This window comes from Apibacter sp. wkB309 (assembly GCF_002964915.1).
GTDB lineage: Bacteria > Bacteroidota > Bacteroidia > Flavobacteriales > Weeksellaceae > Apibacter.
This window is the reverse complement of record NZ_PSZL01000006.1, coordinates 1-17,610: the sequence shown is the minus strand read 5'-3', so window position 1 is coordinate 17,610 and position 17,610 is coordinate 1. Positions and strand designations below refer to the sequence as shown.

The following is a 17,610-nucleotide window of genomic DNA, read 5'->3' as shown; positions in this document are numbered from 1 at the left end:
CATGAGTTAAAAATTTAAAAAAAATGAAATTTCAGAAATAATGTAAAATTTTACAATTAATTTATATAAAGTATATGTTCATTCCAAATTTAGAATATTAGTAACGGCTGCATACTAGACACAATATTTCTTAAATTTGAGCCTTTAAATTCACAATTTTTTAAATAAATCAAATTTTATTGAGAATAATTAAAAAATATCAGAATTAAAACCTACACTGCAATCGTAGATAAAATAAACTTATGATAAACACAGTTATCTTTGATATGGATGGGGTAATAGTAGATACTGAGCCTATTCATGAATTGTCATTTAAAAAACATTTTCATTCTATAGGATTGGATATATCTCAGGAAGAATATGATACGTTCAGAGGATTATCTACCCGTAATTTATATCAAAATTTGAAACAAAAATATGGTTTGAAACAAGAGGTTGAGGAATTGGTTCAACAAAAAAGAAATATTTTTAATAAAATTTTTCAAGAAGATGAAGATCTAGATTTATTGCCGGGTGTAAGAAATCTTATCGAAAGTTTATATAAAGATAATTTTCAATTACTTTTGGCTACTTCTTCGGCTCGTGTAACCCTAACTAAAATTTTTGATCGATTTGGATTGTTTCCTTATTTTAAACATATTGTGAGTGGAGAAGATTTTCCAAAATCAAAACCCGATCCTGCTATTTTTTTAGAAGCTGTAAAATTATCAGGACAACCAAAAGAAAACTGTATTGTTATTGAAGATTCGACAAATGGCGTTATTGCTGCCAAAAGGGCCGGAATATTTTGTATAGGTTATAAAAGTGAAGCCTCCGGTGATCAAGATTTGTCTACTGCGGATCAAATAATAAATGATTTTTCTAATTTAGATTCCGATACGATTAGAACCATTGGTTTAGTTAAATAACTTTAATACTTTTGTTAAAATTTTTTTTGAGGTGAAAAAACAATTTGAAATTTTTAAAATATACCGTAAATCCTTAGTACAAGAGATTGACGATTTAAGTATAGAGCAATTACAGAAAATTCCTGAAGGATTTAAAAATAATATTTTTTGGAATGTTGCCCATACGTTGGTTTCTCAACAAATTCTTCATTATAAAATGTCAGGATTAAATCCACTGATAACCAATGACTGGATTGAAAACTATCAAAATGGTACTTTTCCCAGATTTGTAATTACAGAAGATGAAATTGACTACTTAAAAAGTAAGCTAATTATCACCGCTGAACAACTGGAAGAAGATTTTAATGAAAAAAGATTTGAATCTTATACTGAATTTGAAACAAAAATGGGCATTGTGATTTCTTCCGTTGAAGATGCAATAAATTTTAACAATACCCATGAAGCATTACACTACGGAATTGTGTCAAGTATGAAAAAATTAGTGTAAAATATTTTTTTTAAATAAGTTAACAGCCTATAGTGTTAATTGTAAAATAAAAAAACCAAGCACTTTTAAATAAAGTACTTGGTTTCAAAAAATTAAGAATATGGATGAATCTAGGATAATGCTTCAGTTATTTGGGGAATAATCTGTTTTTTACGGGAAACCACCCCTTTAAGGAAAGCTTCGCCGTTTTCAAGTCGTATTCCAAAAGCCTTTTCTGAAGCTTGAGCAGCATTACCCATAGCTAAAATTTTTGAATCACTATCCAACACGTTAGTCACTACAAGTAAAAAAAGATCATAACCTTCTTTATTAATTTGGTCGGTTATAGCAGCCTCTATATTAGATTTGTTAGAAAATACATCATCATAATCAATTGTGTTAACTTGAGCAACCCGTACCTTTTTTCCGTTTACTTCGAAAGATTTAGCATCCAGAGATAGTAATTCTTCGGCAGATTTGTTGGAAAGATTGGTTCCTGCTTTAAGAAGATCAAGTCCATATTTTTCAACCTCAATACCGGCAATTTTTGCTAATTCATGAGCCGCATGTATATCTTCTTGAGTGCAAGTAGGAGATTTAAATAATAACGTATCAGAAATAATCCCTGATAGCATAAGACCTGCGATAGCAGCGGGAATTTCAATAGAATTTTCTTTATAAATTTTTGAAATAATAGTTTGAGTACATCCCACAGGTTCAGCGCGATAGTATAGAGGAACAGAAGTATGAAAATTAGCGATACGATGGTGATCTATTACAGCTAAAATAGTCAATTCTTCAATATCAGCAACCGATTGTTGGAATTCATTGTGATCTACCAAAATAATTTCTTTCGTTTCATCGGAAGCTCTAGAAATGACTCTAGGCGCTTGTATCTTAAAATAATTCAGGGCAAATTGGGTTTCTTCATTAGGGGTACCTAAAGCGACTGCCTCTGTATTTTTACCTAAGGCATTTTGTAAATAAGAAAATGAAATGGCAGAGGTAATGGTGTCGGTATCAGGATTTTGATGCCCTGTAATTAAAATTTTATTCATGTTAGCTAAAATTTGAAAATTTTTTAATCATGTATATAAACACGATGTCTTTTTTATTTAATTTAATATAAAAGCAAATATACATTTTTAAACTTTTTTAGCAAAGAAAGGCGCTTTCTAATTACTGAAATACATATTTTTAAATTAAGTAAAACTTTACTATTTTTGCAGTTAGTATAAATAGTATAATAGTATATAAGTACCGAATATGTTTCAGAATTTACAAGATAAATTAGATAAGGCATTACATAACATCAGCGGGAGAGGAAAGATCACTGAAATTAATGTTGCTGAAACCGTTAAAGAAATTAGAAGAGCTTTAGTGGATGCAGACGTTAGTTATAAAGTAGCCAAAGATTTGACTAAAAGGATTCAGGAGAAAGCCTTAGGTCAAAATGTGCTTACTTCCGTTACGCCGGGTCAGCTAATGGTGAAGATTGTACATGATGAGTTGGCCGATCTAATGGGAGGAGAGAATGTTGGAGTAAATTTGTCGGGAAATCCTACCGTTATCTTAATTGCGGGTTTACAAGGTTCCGGTAAAACTACCTTTTCGGGAAAATTAGCTAATTATCTTAAAACTAAAAAACAAAAAAAAGTATTATTAGTTGCCTGCGACGTATATCGTCCGGCCGCAATTGATCAATTAAAAGTTTTAGGAGATCAAATTGGAGTAGAAGTATACACAGAACCGGAAAGTAAAAATCCGGTTGATATTTCCAGTCATGCCATTGAATATGCTAAACAAAATAAATTTAATGTTGTTATAATTGATACTGCAGGACGTTTGGCAATTGATGAAAGTATGATGAATGAAATCAGAAACGTTCATCAAAAAGTCAGTCCAAATGAAACTTTGTTTGTAGTGGATTCCATGACCGGACAAGATGCGGTTAATACAGCCAAAGCTTTTAATGATGTATTGAATTATGATGGGGTAGTATTAACCAAATTAGACGGCGATACCCGAGGAGGTGCTGCTTTAACTATACGTACTGTGGTTGAAAAACCAATTAAATTTATTTCCACCGGAGAAAAAATGGAAGCGCTGGATATTTTCTATCCTTCGCGTATGGCTGATCGTATCTTAGGAATGGGAGATGTGGTATCACTAGTAGAAAGAGCCCAAGAACAATTTGACGAAGAAGAAGCACGTAAGTTACAGAAAAAGATAGCGAAAAATCAGTTCGGATTCGACGATTTCCTTAATCAAATTAAGCAGATTAAGAAAATGGGAAATATGAAAGATTTGCTTGGAATGATACCGGGTGCAGGTAAAGCATTAAAAGATATTAATATTGATGACGATGCTTTCAAGCATATTGAAGCTTTAATTTATTCCATGACTCCTGAAGAAAGAAGAAATCCGGCTATTATAACTACATCTCGAAAGAATAGAATAGCTAAAGGAAGCGGTAGATCCATACAGGATATCAATCAGCTGTTAAAACAATTTGAACAGATGAGCAAAATGATGAAGATGATGCAAACACCGCAAGGAAGGATGATGATGCAAGCAATGGCAAAACAAATGTCGGGAGGAAAACCTTTTTAAATAAGATATACCTATTATTTAAATAAAAGGCAAACTTTTTAAAGAATCATTAATAACGATTATAATCTTTAACTAGTTAATCGTGAATTATTTAGCTATTAGATGTTATTTCTAGCGTCTATATCGTTAAAAACCTCAAGACTAAACTAATTCTATTAGCTAAAAAAAGTTTATCGGCTGATATAGATCAACAGTTCGCCCTCACCGTAGGTTACAACGACTTCATTTTCTACAGCCACATTACGCGTACCTAATCGTTGCGGAAATATAAGACTTTCATTAGATAAGGGATATTGTAAACCTTTCGTACAAATATTTTTAGCCTCAAAAAATGGGATTAAGGAAATGGTTTTACCTTTTGCGCCGTTAATTTCAGTTGATTTACCCGAGAAAAAGAATTTTGAATAATCATCGTAGAATGTAATGCGGAGTTTATTTTTAAAAAAAAGTGCTGTAGATAAGTTTCCAATGAAATGATCGCTTTCTCTTCCGCTTCCACCGTAAACATCCACGCCATGTATACCTTGATCAAGCAACAATTCTAAAGCCTTATGAAAATCAGTTTTGTTTTGATCCGGAGTTTCAATAATTGGAATAGACGTCGGAATAGTCGATATTTGTACACTATCCAGATCTCCTGAAATATAACTAATTGTAAAAGGCAAATTTTTTACATATCTGCTGTACGCTCCGTCTGTACACGTAATAATAGAATATGAATCTAAATTTTCAGGTAAAATTGTAGGTTTTTTTCCGTTTAAAAAAAGTAATGCTTTATTCATTGGGATTCCAAGGTTCTTCAATTTCATTTGCTAAATGTGCAAAATATCGCGCAAGAACAAACAAATAATCAGACAAACGATTTATAAATTTTTGAATTATGGGTCTTATCTCTTCAATTTCACCTAAAGTGACTATAGTTCTTTCTGATCTTCTGCATACGGTTCTTGCAACATGTGCAGTAGAAGATGATACATTTCCTGCCGGAAGAATAAATTGCTTTAAAGGAGGGAGGGTTTCGCTTATTTCATCAATCCATTGCTCCAATAAAATTATTTTTTCTTCAGAAAGTAAGCAATATATTTTAGGTTTTCCATTTGAAGAATACATTTTTTCTGAAGGAGTAGCTAATTCAGCTCCGATAGTAAAAAGTATATTTTGTATAATTTTTAATTGGTCATCAATATTTTTAAGAGAACCATAACTTCTTAGCAAACCGATATAAGAATTTAATTCATCTATTTCACCATAGGATTGAACGCGAATGGAATTCTTAGATACACGTTTTCCTCCATACAAACCCGTAGTTCCGTCGTCACCTCTTTTCGTATATATTTTCATTAAAATATCTTTTTGTTGCTTGTAAATATGAAAAAGTTTAAAAAATAAATCTTTGAAATTTTTAATAGTAAAGTTAATTTAAATAAAAACGGGACTAAAAGATGCTAAACATTTTTACCCAACAGTTTCTTTATCCTTTTCTTTCTTTCCTTTTTTTCAATGAATTTATTATTTTTTTTATACAATTGTTCCATGATAAAATTAACATTTTCATGGCTGTATTTGGCATATTCTTTTGCAATGATAGGGATCATTTCATCCGTTAAGGATAATCTAATAAAATTTTGAAGCCTTTGATCTAAAGATAAAGATTGAAAACTCATCCGATTTAAATCGATTAAAGAAAAAGAATATGCGTTTTTTTCATGATCATTTTTTATTAGAACATTTCCCGGTGAAAGGTCTTTAAATAAGATATGATTTTCATGAATGGAAAAAACAAACGAAACAAATTCTTTCAGTATAAATTCCCAATCATCAAAACTATTTCTTTTTTCAATAAGTTCCCTAAAAGTAAAATCATACTCAGAATACTTTGAAAAATAAAAAGATCTTTTGATTTTAAAATTATGAATCTCTTCAAAAAAACCAATCGGTTCCGGTGTGTTTATACCCTTAGAAGTTAAAATTTCAGCATGAAAATAAGATCGCTTAGCTTTAGATTTTCTAAAATTAGCATAAACGACTTGATTGAGAAGGTGGGGCTTTTTAAAAGATTTTACCGCTAAGTTTCCCAGCATAGGATGAGGTATTTTACGTAAAGTGTTCCGTTCTTGAAATATAATCTCACCTAAAGAATCAAAGTTTTCGATTATTTCATTTAATATGTCCGTATTGTTAAGATATTTTTTAGATAAATAAGAATTCCATTTCATTTTTTATTCCCTTTTAATTTTGCAGCTCTCGAGTAGAATTCACTTAAAATTATTCCGGTAGACATGGCGACATTTAAACTTTCTGTTTTTTGTTCTATGCCGAATCTGGGAATTGTTAGAGTATGCGTACACAGAGATTTTATTTCATCTGAAACGCCATTTCCTTCATTACCCATAACTACATAAAAATTTTCGGGTAAATCCGTAGTATATAAATTTTCACCTTTCATATCTGTTCCCATAACCGGTATGTTGGAATTTGTCAATATTTCAGCGATGTCTGTATATACAACGTTAACTCTGCTTAATGATCCCATTGCAGATTGAACTGCTTTGGGATTATAGGCATCAGTAGTCCCTTTACTGCACAAAATCTGTTTAATCCCATACCAGTCTGCAAGACGTATAATCGTCCCCAGATTTCCCGGATCTTGTATTTCATCCAATACTAATTGTATTCCGCTATTTAAATTATTTGAGTTTTGAGGTATTTCCAATATTGCTAATGCATCGTGAGGGGTTGTTAGAAAACTAATCTTTTTTAATTCTTCGAAACTGATCATCTGATATTGGTTTTCATCCAAAAAAGAAATGGGAACCGTACTGTAAATGTTTTTTACAGAAAACTGCGAAAAGCAGAATTCTTTAATGCTTTTTATACCCTCAACAACAAATAAGTTATATTTTTGTCTATACTTTTTTTTTGAAAGCGACTGAATAAGTTTAATTTTACTTGCAGACAACATAAAATGAAATTAGGATACAATATTATAGTAAAAATATTGATTTTTGTTCAACTGTTTCTCATTTTTTCATGTAGAACAAATAAAGTACCTAAAAATGGACATTTATTTATTGATAATAAATATAAATATGTAGATAAAAAAGGAAAACCCTATTTGGATGCATACGGGAACCCTTTTTTGAATAAAAAAGGCAAAGAAATTATCAACGAATACAAGAAACCATTTGAGGATGAATTGGACAGTTATGTAAAGCAAAAATCTAATAAAAAAATACTATTCATAATTCCATTAGGTTTGTGGCTGTATGATTTCTCAAATCCTACATTCGATTCCGTCTACGCAGAATACTATTCCGTTAGTCAAAAACAAAGAAATCAAAAATTACTGGATTCTTTATATGTAAAATATAACTTAAAAAATTATGTTGGCAAATCCAGATGGTTCGATCGCTTTTTTTATAATAATGGAGAAGCTCCTGTATTAGTTGATACCTTAATATCTAAAACTTCTTCAAAAAACATACAACAATATTTTAAAAACAGAGGTTGGCGTAAGTCCATTGTAAGAGACAGTGTAATTACTTCCGGTAAAAAAGCTCATGTGCAGTATTCCATAAAATTAGGGCGTCCTATGATTATGGATACAATTACGTATGATATTGCCGATGAAATAAAAGATGATTTATATGCTCATTATTTAAAACGAACAAGACAGGCGAAGAAAAAAAAGTCTCCAACTCATGAACTTTCAAAAGACGAATTTATATACAACATATTCAGTAGAGGCTCCTATGTTAAAAAAGGAGATCGATTAGATGCCTATGTAATTGAGAATGAGATATCCCGTTTGGAAAACCGTTTTAAAAATATGGGATATTATCGTTTCAATGATCTTAAAGATGAAGTTATTTACTATGTAGATACGGCTAATAATGTATATGATGTTTCGGTCAGATTATCAATCAAGAAAAGCCAAATAGGAAGTTCGACTACTACCCCAGCTGTTACCGATTCCACTAGATCGGATACTCTTAAGAAAGATACTTTAGTACATAAATTCAAAAGATTTAAATACAATAAAATAAACATTTCACTTTTAGATAATGAAAATAAAGATACAAGTAAAAATACTATAGACTCAAGTTTCTATGTAACTACCAAAAAAATAGTAAGAAGGGTTGACGGTAGGAAAACAAAAATGATGGTTAACGATACCATTGCTTTCATTGTTAACCATTTAGGAAATAAATATAAAAACAGAGTATTGGCAGATATGCTAGCCATTGAAAAAGGGCATTCATATAATTTAAGCTCTGAGACTCGTACTCGAAGGAATATATATAAAGTAAATAATTTTAACATCCTCGGTTTTAATACAGTTCCTGAAAAAGACTCTGATTCCACCTTAATATCCAATATCATCCTTTCTCCCATGGATAAATATTCTTATGAATTAGGATTTGAAGCGTTTAATTCAGGTGTTGTTAATTTCGGTATAACTCCCAATCTTACCTTTACGGTAAAAAATCTTTTTGGGGGAGCAGAAAATTTAAGTGTCAGTTTTGGAGGATCCTTAGGAAATATTAAAACCAAAAAAAATAACAGTAAAATTTTTAATGCATCGGAACTATCAGCGCAGGCCAGTTTATCCTTTCCTAAGCTTATTTTGCCTTTCAACGCTAAAAGATTAATTCCTAAAGCCTGGGGGCCTTCATCGGCAATTTCTTTAGGATATAATGCACAATATAACATAGGTTTGGATAAAAGAAGTTATAATGCCGGATTACTTTATAATTTCAATCCCACTCGAACAACCGTTCACCAAATTACATTATGGAATCTACAATATACACAGTTTTTAAATCCTAATAATTATTTCAACATATATACACAAGACAGTAAAGTAAGAAATAGTGTTTACGATTTATATTTTCAACAGTACCCTTCCGCCAAAGAGGAATATGACAAAAACCATAACGACAATGATTTACTGTTTCAAATCCAGAATAATATAGACTTTCAAGATTATTTAAGATCTACGCATTTAAGTTTAGCTAACGATTACGACTTAATGGAATTTCGTCGTTATCGTTTCACACAGAATGTATTAATCTCCTCTTTTAAATATGATTTTACCTACGATCAACGATTAGGATATTTTCCGGGTAAACATCCATTTTATTTAAAAGCACAAGTGGAATTAGCCGGTAATCTGGAATCTTTATTTAACAAAACACTCAAAGATTTTACAACTTCCAATAATAAAACTATAAAACAAATATTTGGAGTTCCCTATTCACAATATGTGAAATTCGATTTAGATCTAAGGAAATTTTGGATTTTTTCCGGAAAAAAATCGTTTAATGCAAGACTTTTTACCGGAATAGGAATACCTTATGGAAATTCCTTTAGTATGCCTTTTGACCGAAGCTACTCTGTGGGTGGCCCGAGTGATGTTCGAGCATGGAAATCTTTTGGTTTTGGTCCGGGATCATCAAAATTAGGCGGAAAAGACGGCTATGAACTAATAGCGATCGATAATTTTAAATTATTGACTCAGGTAGAATACAGGTTTCCTTTACCGAGTAAAGGGTTTGAAGGAGCTTTATTTGTAGATGCAGGAAATGTCTGGGGGATAAATAATAATTCACTGAATAAATTTGAATTTAATTCCTTCTATAAAGAACTGGGTATAGGAGGAGGATGGGGGATCCGTTGGGATATAAGTAACTTTATAATTCGTTTTGATTTTGCTTATCGTTTTCATGATCCAAGAAGAGATGAAAATGACCGATGGTATTTTAAATATATCAATCTGTTGAAACCTCAAGTTAATTTTGCTATCGACTATCCGTTTTAATCAAATAATTTTTGTTTGCATAAATACGTTGATATATGAATTCATAAAATTCGGAAAATGAGCTTTTTTAAAAATGTTAGATTACGGAATTGGTTTGGGTATATATTGGCGCTTATAGTAGCTCTATTTATTATAATCTTTTCTAACAGCAAAGTTGAAGAATTAAAAGAAGAAGAATCCGTAAAAATTTCAAATTATGCCAAAACGTTGGAATTATTAAACACGGAAACAGATATTCCTCCTAAGACACAATTTTTTTTAGTGCAGCTTATCGAGCAAAACACTACCATACCCGTAATTTTAGTAGATGAAAAAGGAAATTACATCGATTCTAAAAATGTAAGTAAAAAAATTATTTCAGATACTTTAAAATTAAAGGAAGAATTGCACGAAATGGCAGAATCCTATTATCCCATTCTTATTAAACTTCCTTTTGGAAATCAATACGTGTATTATAAAAACTCGGTTCTGCTAACACAATTAGGTTATTATCCCATTGTACTAATTATACTAGTAACATTGTTTGTATGGTTTACCTATTGGTATTTTAAAACCGTAAAAAAAACAGAGCAAAGTTTACTTTGGGCTGGAATGGCTAAGGAAACCGCACATCAAATTGGTACGCCGCTTTCATCCATCATGGGATGGCTGGAAATATTAAAAACAGAAGAAATTGATCAGAAACCGATAATAAATATTGAAAAAGATGTACATAGACTGCAAAATATTACCGACAGATTCTCTAAAATAGGATCAACTCCTTCTCTAAAAAAAGAAGATATCGTGGAAATATCGGAACAAGCATTTATGTATTTGAAAAGAAGAATGTCCAAACAAATCGGGTTTGAATTTCAAGCACCGGAGTATCCTGTATATGTTTCTTTAAATAACATCTTATATAGTTGGGTTATCGAAAATCTTATTAAAAATTCAGCAGATGCCATGAAAGGAGAAGGAAAAATTAAATTGCAAATCCACGATAACAAAAAAAATATTTTTATAGATATTTCCGATGAAGGATCAGGCATTGAATCAAAAAATGTGAAAAAAATATTCAAACCCGGATTTACAACTAAAAAAAGAGGATGGGGGCTAGGCTTGTCTTTGGCCAGGCGAATTATTGAAGATTATCACTACGGTAAAATTTTCGTTCAAAATACCGAAATTAATAAAGGAACTACTTTTAGAATAATTTTAAAAAAATAATTTTTAAAAATTTTATTGAGTAATAGAAAAAAACGTAGTAATTTAATTACTTTTGATATTATGATATTACGAGGAGAACATTTAATTAAAACATACGGAAACAAACGAGTAGTTAAAGATGTTTCATTAAATGTAAAACAAGGAGAAATAGTAGGATTGTTAGGGCCTAATGGAGCCGGAAAAACCACTTCTTTTTATATGATTGTAGGCTTAATCAAGCCTACTCAAGGAAATGTATTTTTGGATAAGATTAACATAACCAAAGATGCCATGTATAAAAGAGCACAAAAAGGAATCGGGTATTTGGCTCAAGAAGCTTCCATATTCAGGAAATTATCAGTAGAAGATAATATTGTGGGCGTGTTGGAGATGACAAAACTTTCGAAGAAAGAAAGAAAAATAAAAGCAGATTCTTTAATAGAAGAATTTGGTTTAGAACACGTTCGTAAGAACCGAGGAGATTTATTGTCGGGAGGAGAAAGACGTCGTTGCGAAATTGCCCGATGTCTAGCTACCGATCCTAAATTTATTTTACTGGACGAACCCTTTGCAGGAGTTGACCCAATTGCCGTTGAAGACATTCAAAAAGTCGTGCGTTCTTTAGTAAATAAAAACATAGGAATTTTAATAACAGACCATAACGTTCAGCAAACTCTGGCTATCACTCATAGAACTTATGTTATGTTCGAAGGAAATATATTAAAGGAAGGATATCCCGAAGAATTAGCAAATGATCCGATAGTTCGTCAAGTATATTTAGGAGAAAATTTCAGATTTGAAAAAATATAATAATGAAAAAAATTTTAACAGGACTATTTATCACTTTAATGGCTACATTAAATTATAGTCAACAAGTTCCATTAATTTCCAAAACTGAATTTTCCGAAGAAGCCTTAAAGCAACTAGTAGTTGATACGGATAATAAAGAAACAACGATGCAATCCGTACTAAATAAACACAAAGGTAAAGTTACGATCCTTAAATTTTGGGCATCTTGGTGTAAAGATTGCATAGTGGGAATGTCCGATTCACGGACTCTTAAGCAAAAAAATAATAATGTAGATTTTATCTATCTGTCATTAGACAAAAATTACGACTCTTGGAAAAACGGTATCACCAAGTATGAATTAAATACGGGTGATAATTATTGGTTTTCAATCGGTTGGAAAAATCCTTTTACAGAATATATTGAATTAAATTGGATTCCACGCTATATGGTAATAGATCAACAAGGAAAAATTGCTTTCTATTATGCGATTACGGCAAATGACATAGAAATACAAAAAACCATAGATGCGTTGCAGGAAAAATAAAGCTAAATTATTTACTTATTTCTAAAAGTTTCTCAGCTTCTATCAACTGGTTATACCAATTTTCTCCGAATTTTCTAATTAAAGGTTCTTTTAAAAATTCAAAAACTTTAACATTAAGTTCTTTACCTAAAGTACATGCATCCTTGCATATATACCATTCATCATAATTTACCGCAACATATTTTCGTAATTTTTGAAGACGAACCGGATACAGATGACAAGAAATAGGTTTTTTAAAATCAATTTTACCGTCTTCGTAAGCCTTTTCAATGGCGCATTTCGCAGCTTGATTTTCATCATAGATTACATAAGCACATTCTCTACCCTCTATTAACGGAGTAACATAATCATCATCAAGGTCGGTTGTATATTTACCCTCCAATTCAATAGCCTTTCTTCCTTCCTCTCTAAGATAAGGCGATACTTGCTCATATATGTCTTCAAGAATCGGTAATTCTTCTTCATCGAGTGGAGCTCCCGAATCTCCTTCTACACAACATATCCCTTTGCATTTACTAAGATTACAAACAAATTGTTTCTGTAATACATCTAAAGAAATTATTGTATCTTCTATTTGAATCATGATTTTTGAAAATAAATTCAAAGATAGCATTAAATTTTTATTAAAAGTTTATATAACTTTACAAAAAAACAGTAACTTTGATAAAATGTATGCTATACATTTTTGTGTTCTTAAGAAATAAATGTGTTTGCATCAATATGTTAAATTAATTTTTTAGTGCAAATTATGAAAAAAATCGTATTAATAGGTGGAGGTTTTGCTGGGATTAATATAATCACCAGATTGTCCAATGATCCTAATTTTGAAATTACCTTAGTCGACAAAAACAACTATAATTTTTTTCCACCATTAATATATCAAGTAAGTTCAAGTATTTTAGATCCCGCAGCTATCAGCTATCCTTTCCGTAGATTTATAAGACATAAAAAAAATGTTAAATTCAGATTGGGAGAATTAATTGAAATCAAATCTGATGAAAACAAAGTAGTCTTATCTAATGGAGAATTAGATTATGATATTTTGATTTTAGCAACGGGAACGCAAAGTAACTATTTCGGAATGGAAAATTTAGAGAAATATGCCTTTCCAATGAAAACCTTAAATGATGCTTTGTTACTTAGAAATATACTTTTAGAAAGGTTAGAAGCCGCCAGTAGAGAAACTGATTTAGTAGAAAAGAAAAGATTATTATCCATCGTCATCACCGGAGGTGGACCTGCCGGAGTTGAAATAGCCGGAGTTATTCGCGAAATTATCAACTACATTGAAAATGTTGACTATAAAGATTTAAAAGGCCAAATTCAAGTCTATTTGGTAGAAGGAAGCCCCGTATTATTGGGACCTATGAGCGAAAAATCTCACAAAGAAGCTTATCATGCTTTAGATAAATTAGGAGTTAAAATACTGGTAAATACTCAAGTAAAAGATTGTGATGAAAATACCATATATTTTTCTAACGGAGATAAAATTGAAACAAAAACCATAATCTGGACAGCGGGAGTAACTTCAAGAATTTTTGAAGGAATACCCAAAGAAGTGTATGGAAGAGGTAGACGTATGCAAGTTGACGCGTATAATAAAGTTCAAGGATTTTCTAATGTATATGCAATAGGGGATACCTGCATCATGACTACTGATCCTAATTTTCCTGCAGGACATCCGCAATTAGCCCAAGTAGCAATACAACAAGGAAAAAATTTGGCTAATAATTTAAAAAAACAACTTACCCAAGACAACTATCAACCTGTACCATTCAGTTATAAAGATAGAGGGTCTATGGCAGTTATCGGAAGAAATAAAGCCGTAGCCGATCTGATTCATCCTACCTTATTTTTAAAAGGATTACCGGCATGGATTATTTGGTCGTCCATCCACTTAATTTCTTTAGTTTCCATAGGTAATAGATTAAATACTTTATATCGTTGGTTAACCATATATATATCTAAAAATTCTTCCTTAGGAAGTGCCTATAAAATTGGAGATCCAAGACCCTGAATACCTAAAATATTGTATAAATTTCAGAAATAAAATTTATACTACAATCTGAGAATTATTTTCTTTTTTATTAATAGGAGTAGAATTATTTTGATCCATACTAACGGTGCCTTTATATAAGGCACCATTTTCCACTTGAAAACTTTTTACCTGCATATTTCCTATAATAGACCCCGAGTTTTTCAAACTAAGATTATCAACAAAAATATCGCCGTCAATTTGGCCATATACAATAAGTTCTTTAGTTCTAATATCTCCTTTAACACTTCCTTTCTGACCAACAACAAGCCCACAAGTGCTGTTGACATTTCCTAATGTTTGACCATCAATTCTAATAAATTCCTTACATTCTATATTTCCTTCAATTTTACAATCTTCCGCAATAATAGTAGTAATATTTTCTGTAGATAAATTAAGAGCAGCTCCTTTTTTTTTGTTGAACATAGTTAGTTTATTTTATAGTAGTTAAATTTATTTCATATTTAGTTTACATGCAAATAATTATTTGGATTTTCTTTTTCTTTATTTAAAATAATTTCATAATGAACATGAGGTCCGGTAGAACGGCCGGTACTTCCTAATTCACCAATAACATCTCCGGCATTGACAACCTGTCCTTCTTTAACCAATATTTTAGACATGTGACCGTATAATGTTTCATAACCGAAATGGTGCTTTATCATTACACAATTGCCGTATCCTCCTCTAACACTGGCAAAGGTAACAACCCCATTCGCAGTAGCATGAATAGGATCACCAATAGTTCCCGCTATATCCAAACCCGGATGAAACTCGGATCCTCTACCTTTTTTCATCGGATTTCCTCTCACGCCAAAATTAGAAGTAATCCTTCCAACGTGAGGTAAGCCGATAGGAATAAATTGAATCTTTTTGTATATATCGGAAATTCTCTTTTTTTTATTTTCAATTAAATTTAAGTTAGAATCATTAACAGGATAATACTCTCCCCCCACATTATCAACATTATAATTAGTAGTGGAAGTAGGGAGCGTTTTAACTTGACGATCTTTAAGGTATCTCTCAATTTTTAATAAAGACTTTTCAGCTTCGTTAAGATTGATAATCATATCATTTAATTTTTTAGTATCCAACTTACTTTCAAGGTCGGCAATCTTAACATGTAAATCTTGTTTTTGGTAATACACATAACTTATGTAACTAACCAATCCCGCAACTAAACAAAAAATAGTAAAAATTGATAAAAGTAAAATCTTTTTGTACAGAAAAATATTTTTTATATGCTTATTCTTAACAGAAAAAATTTTTGTTTCCAGTGAATTTTTATCAGTAATAATTATAGTGGAATATTTAGATTTGTTATTTTTCATAGTATAATATTCTGAAGGTAGTGGAACAAATATAAAAAAATTAAAACAAAAAGTATAATGTAAACATTACGTTTAACAATAAATTAGCAAAAATTTAGACATTATTTGTAAGCTCAAAACTGTCCACAATTTTCGCTAATTTAAAAAATAAAAATACAATTTGTAATAGATAGTATATGCCAAATATCACTTATTAGTATAATAAAAATATATTTACCGCAAAAAATTACACCTTACGAAGAAAGAGAAATTTACATACATTTAATTAGAATAATAACTTATAGACATCCTCAACCTTAGAAACCATTTCAACCCTAATATTATATTTCTTGCGATCAATTTTATTATACTTAGAAATGAAAATGACATCATAACCCAATTTTTCAGCCTCAATAATTCGCTGTTCAATACGATTTACAGGTCTGATTTCACCACTTAAACCAATTTCACCGGCAAATAAACAATTGTCCGGTAAAGAAATATCCTCATTAGAAGACAAAATAGCACAAATAACAGCTAAATCAATAGCAGGATCATCAACACGAATACCTCCGGTAACATTTAAAAAAACATCCTTCGTTCCCAAATGAAAACCAGCACGCTTTTCCAAAACTGCTAATAACATATTTAATCGTTTGACGTCAAAACCCGTTGTCACCCGTTGAGGCGTTCCATAAACAGCCGTTGATACCAATGCTTGAATTTCAACCAACATAGGGCGTAATCCTTCTAAAGTAACCGCAATAGCATTTCCCGATAAACTTTCATCTTTTTTAGATACTAAAATTTCAGACGGATTTTTTACCTGTTTCAATCCGGAAGAGAACATTTCATAAATTCCAAGTTCGGAAGTAGAACCATATCTATTTTTATTTGCACGTAAAAGTCGGTAAACATAATTTCTGTCCCCTTCAAACTGAAGAACGACATCTACCATATGCTCCAAAATTTTAGGACCGGCTATAGAACCTTCCTTAGTAATATGTCCAATTAAAAAAACAGGTGTAGAAGTTTCCTTAGCATATTTAATTAATTCGGAAGCGCATTCTCTAATTTGAGATATACTTCCCGGAGAAGATTCTATATAAGAGGAATGTAGAGTTTGAATGGAATCAATCACTAACAACTCCGGTTGAAGCTCATGAGCTTTCTTTAAAATCTTTTGAGTTGAAGTTTCCGTTAAAATATAGCATTCAGAATTAGAAATATCCAGACGGTCAGATCTCATTTTAATTTGATTACTGCTTTCCTCTCCTGAAACATATAATACTTTTCTGGGTATTTGTAAAGAAATTTGCAACAATAAAGTAGATTTACCAATGCCGGGTTCGCCTCCAATCAAAATAACACTTCCGGGAACAATACCGCCACCTAATAAATGATCCAGTTCAGAGTCATTAGAAAGAATACGATATTCATCCGTAGTTTCAATTTCGTGAATCTTATATATTTTATTTTTAGAAGAAGAGGAACTAAGGGAAGAAATAGAATTTGCAGAACTTTTTTCAATAACTTCTTCTACAATAGTGTTCCATTCTCCGCATACTTTACATTGACCCAGCCATTGAGAATATTGAGTTCCGCAATTTTGACAAAAAAAAGTAGTTTTAGCCTTAGCCATATTTGATAGATATATATAGTTATTTACATTTATTAGTTAGTACAAAGATAGTCTATAATAATCTTTGTTAATGAGTTTATAATAACAAGTATTAGGAGCATTAAAAAAATATAAAAAAAAATTAAAAAAAATTTAGGAGCTTAAGGGTTTGATATACAGTATATTAGTAATAAATTAGGAAAAAAGATTAAAAAAAGATTACAAAAAAACTTGCGGGGAAAGAAAAAGTAGCTATCTTTGCACCCGCAAGTCAGGAACAACGAAAGAGAAAAATAGAAGAAGAGAGACCTGAGAAG

The 17,610-nt window shown here is 31.0% G+C and carries 17 protein-coding genes; 8 read left to right on the top strand and 9 right to left on the bottom strand.

The genetic code is table 11. The features are described 5' to 3' along the window. The first annotated feature begins 242 nt into the window (after positions 1-242). Complete coding sequence (locus tag C4S75_RS04885; RefSeq protein WP_105297208.1) at positions 243-908, top strand: HAD family phosphatase; 666 nt, start codon at positions 243-245, stop codon at positions 906-908. 31 nt (positions 909-939) lie between these two features. Beyond that, positions 940-1,395, top strand: coding sequence for a DinB family protein (locus C4S75_RS04880; RefSeq protein WP_105297207.1), 456 nt, complete (start codon positions 940-942; stop codon positions 1,393-1,395). 110 nt (positions 1,396-1,505) lie between these two features. Here the strand turns inward: C4S75_RS04880 and C4S75_RS04875 are convergent, their stop codons facing one another. Then, positions 1,506-2,432, bottom strand: a complete 927-nt coding sequence (locus C4S75_RS04875) for a manganese-dependent inorganic pyrophosphatase (protein WP_105297206.1) — start codon at positions 2,430-2,432, stop codon at positions 1,506-1,508. Positions 2,433-2,640: 208 nt separating this feature from the next. On the opposite strand from C4S75_RS04875, the gene ffh reads away from it, so the two are divergent. Beyond that, positions 2,641-3,987 (top strand): signal recognition particle protein, encoded by a 1,347-nt coding sequence (gene ffh / locus C4S75_RS04870; protein WP_105297205.1) that lies wholly within the window; start codon positions 2,641-2,643, stop codon positions 3,985-3,987. Between the two features lie 170 nt (positions 3,988-4,157). Here ffh and C4S75_RS04865 read toward each other — a convergent pair whose 3' ends face one another. The 4 genes from C4S75_RS04865 to C4S75_RS04850 form a co-directional block, all read right to left on the bottom strand. Then, on the bottom strand, positions 4,158-4,769 hold the full coding sequence (locus C4S75_RS04865) for a thiamine diphosphokinase (protein WP_105297204.1): 612 nt from the start codon (positions 4,767-4,769) through the stop codon (positions 4,158-4,160). After that, complete coding sequence (locus C4S75_RS04860; RefSeq protein WP_105297203.1) at positions 4,762-5,328, bottom strand: cob(I)yrinic acid a,c-diamide adenosyltransferase; 567 nt, start codon at positions 5,326-5,328, stop codon at positions 4,762-4,764. Before C4S75_RS04860 ends, C4S75_RS04865 begins: the two co-directional genes overlap by 8 nt. Positions 5,329-5,432: 104 nt before the next feature. Continuing rightward, positions 5,433-6,203 carry a Kdo domain containing protein gene (locus tag C4S75_RS04855; protein ID WP_105297202.1) on the bottom strand — a complete coding sequence of 257 codons (771 nt, stop codon included), beginning with the start codon at positions 6,201-6,203 and terminating at the stop codon, positions 5,433-5,435. Continuing rightward, the gene (locus C4S75_RS04850) at positions 6,200-6,949 is read right to left on the bottom strand and encodes an RNA methyltransferase (protein ID WP_105297201.1); all 750 of its coding nucleotides are present in this window, start codon (positions 6,947-6,949) and stop codon (positions 6,200-6,202) included. The genes C4S75_RS04855 and C4S75_RS04850 overlap by 4 nt, the downstream gene beginning before the upstream one ends. Positions 6,950-6,952: 3 nt before the next feature. On the opposite strand from C4S75_RS04850, the gene C4S75_RS04845 reads away from it, so the two are divergent. Genes C4S75_RS04845 through C4S75_RS04830 form a run of 4 tightly spaced genes read left to right on the top strand, consistent with a single transcriptional unit; the run spans position 6,953 to position 12,327 of the window. Further along, positions 6,953-9,808, top strand: coding sequence for a BamA/TamA family outer membrane protein (locus C4S75_RS04845; protein WP_105297200.1), 2,856 nt, complete (start codon positions 6,953-6,955; stop codon positions 9,806-9,808). A gap of 57 nt (positions 9,809-9,865) precedes the next feature. Then, complete coding sequence (locus tag C4S75_RS04840; RefSeq protein ID WP_105297199.1) at positions 9,866-11,014, top strand: PAS domain-containing sensor histidine kinase; 1,149 nt, start codon at positions 9,866-9,868, stop codon at positions 11,012-11,014. A gap of 60 nt (positions 11,015-11,074) precedes the next feature. After that, positions 11,075-11,803, top strand: coding sequence for an LPS export ABC transporter ATP-binding protein (gene lptB / locus C4S75_RS04835; protein WP_105297198.1), 729 nt, complete (start codon positions 11,075-11,077; stop codon positions 11,801-11,803). A 2-nt stretch (positions 11,804-11,805) separates the two neighbouring features. Further along, positions 11,806-12,327 (top strand): thioredoxin family protein, encoded by a 522-nt coding sequence (locus tag C4S75_RS04830; protein WP_105297197.1) that lies wholly within the window; start codon positions 11,806-11,808, stop codon positions 12,325-12,327. A 7-nt stretch (positions 12,328-12,334) separates the two neighbouring features. On the opposite strand, the gene C4S75_RS04825 is transcribed toward C4S75_RS04830, so the two are convergent. Next, positions 12,335-12,910, bottom strand: a complete 576-nt coding sequence (locus C4S75_RS04825) for a DUF3109 family protein (RefSeq protein WP_105297196.1) — start codon at positions 12,908-12,910, stop codon at positions 12,335-12,337. Between the two features lie 165 nt (positions 12,911-13,075). On the opposite strand from C4S75_RS04825, the gene C4S75_RS04820 reads away from it, so the two are divergent. Continuing rightward, positions 13,076-14,344, top strand: coding sequence for an NAD(P)/FAD-dependent oxidoreductase (locus C4S75_RS04820; RefSeq protein WP_105297195.1), 1,269 nt, complete (start codon positions 13,076-13,078; stop codon positions 14,342-14,344). 36 nt (positions 14,345-14,380) lie between these two features. On the opposite strand, the gene C4S75_RS04815 is transcribed toward C4S75_RS04820, so the two are convergent. From C4S75_RS04815 to radA, 3 genes are all read right to left on the bottom strand, one after another. Continuing rightward, on the bottom strand, positions 14,381-14,788 hold the full coding sequence (locus tag C4S75_RS04815) for a polymer-forming cytoskeletal protein (protein ID WP_105297194.1): 408 nt from the start codon (positions 14,786-14,788) through the stop codon (positions 14,381-14,383). Positions 14,789-14,826: 38 nt separating this feature from the next. After that, positions 14,827-15,693, bottom strand: coding sequence for a M23 family metallopeptidase (locus C4S75_RS10210; protein ID WP_105297193.1), 867 nt, complete (start codon positions 15,691-15,693; stop codon positions 14,827-14,829). Between the two features lie 265 nt (positions 15,694-15,958). Next, positions 15,959-17,314 carry a DNA repair protein RadA gene (gene radA / locus C4S75_RS04805; protein ID WP_105297192.1) on the bottom strand — a complete coding sequence of 452 codons (1,356 nt, stop codon included), beginning with the start codon at positions 17,312-17,314 and terminating at the stop codon, positions 15,959-15,961. Positions 17,315-17,610 lie beyond the last annotated feature (296 nt).

Coding starts and splice junctions, on each gene's coding strand:
- C4S75_RS04885 (WP_105297208.1), top strand. CDS start 243: ATGATAAACACAGTTATCTTTGATATGGATGGGGTAATAGTAGATACT.
- C4S75_RS04875 (WP_105297206.1), bottom strand. CDS start 2,432: ATGAATAAAATTTTAATTACAGGGCATCAAAATCCTGATACCGACACC.
- ffh (WP_105297205.1), top strand. CDS start 2,641: ATGTTTCAGAATTTACAAGATAAATTAGATAAGGCATTACATAACATC.
- C4S75_RS04865 (WP_105297204.1), bottom strand. CDS start 4,769: ATGAATAAAGCATTACTTTTTTTAAACGGAAAAAAACCTACAATTTTA.
- C4S75_RS04860 (WP_105297203.1), bottom strand. CDS start 5,328: ATGAAAATATATACGAAAAGAGGTGACGACGGAACTACGGGTTTGTAT.
- C4S75_RS04855 (WP_105297202.1), bottom strand. CDS start 6,203: ATGAAATGGAATTCTTATTTATCTAAAAAATATCTTAACAATACGGAC.
- C4S75_RS04850 (WP_105297201.1), bottom strand. CDS start 6,949: ATGTTGTCTGCAAGTAAAATTAAACTTATTCAGTCGCTTTCAAAAAAA.
- C4S75_RS04845 (WP_105297200.1), top strand. CDS start 6,953: ATGAAATTAGGATACAATATTATAGTAAAAATATTGATTTTTGTTCAA.
- C4S75_RS04840 (WP_105297199.1), top strand. CDS start 9,866: ATGAGCTTTTTTAAAAATGTTAGATTACGGAATTGGTTTGGGTATATA.
- lptB (WP_105297198.1), top strand. CDS start 11,075: ATGATATTACGAGGAGAACATTTAATTAAAACATACGGAAACAAACGA.
- C4S75_RS04830 (WP_105297197.1), top strand. CDS start 11,806: ATGAAAAAAATTTTAACAGGACTATTTATCACTTTAATGGCTACATTA.
- C4S75_RS04825 (WP_105297196.1), bottom strand. CDS start 12,910: ATGATTCAAATAGAAGATACAATAATTTCTTTAGATGTATTACAGAAA.
- C4S75_RS04820 (WP_105297195.1), top strand. CDS start 13,076: ATGAAAAAAATCGTATTAATAGGTGGAGGTTTTGCTGGGATTAATATA.
- C4S75_RS04815 (WP_105297194.1), bottom strand. CDS start 14,788: ATGTTCAACAAAAAAAAAGGAGCTGCTCTTAATTTATCTACAGAAAAT.
- C4S75_RS10210 (WP_105297193.1), bottom strand. CDS start 15,693: ATGAAAAATAACAAATCTAAATATTCCACTATAATTATTACTGATAAA.
- radA (WP_105297192.1), bottom strand. CDS start 17,314: ATGGCTAAGGCTAAAACTACTTTTTTTTGTCAAAATTGCGGAACTCAA.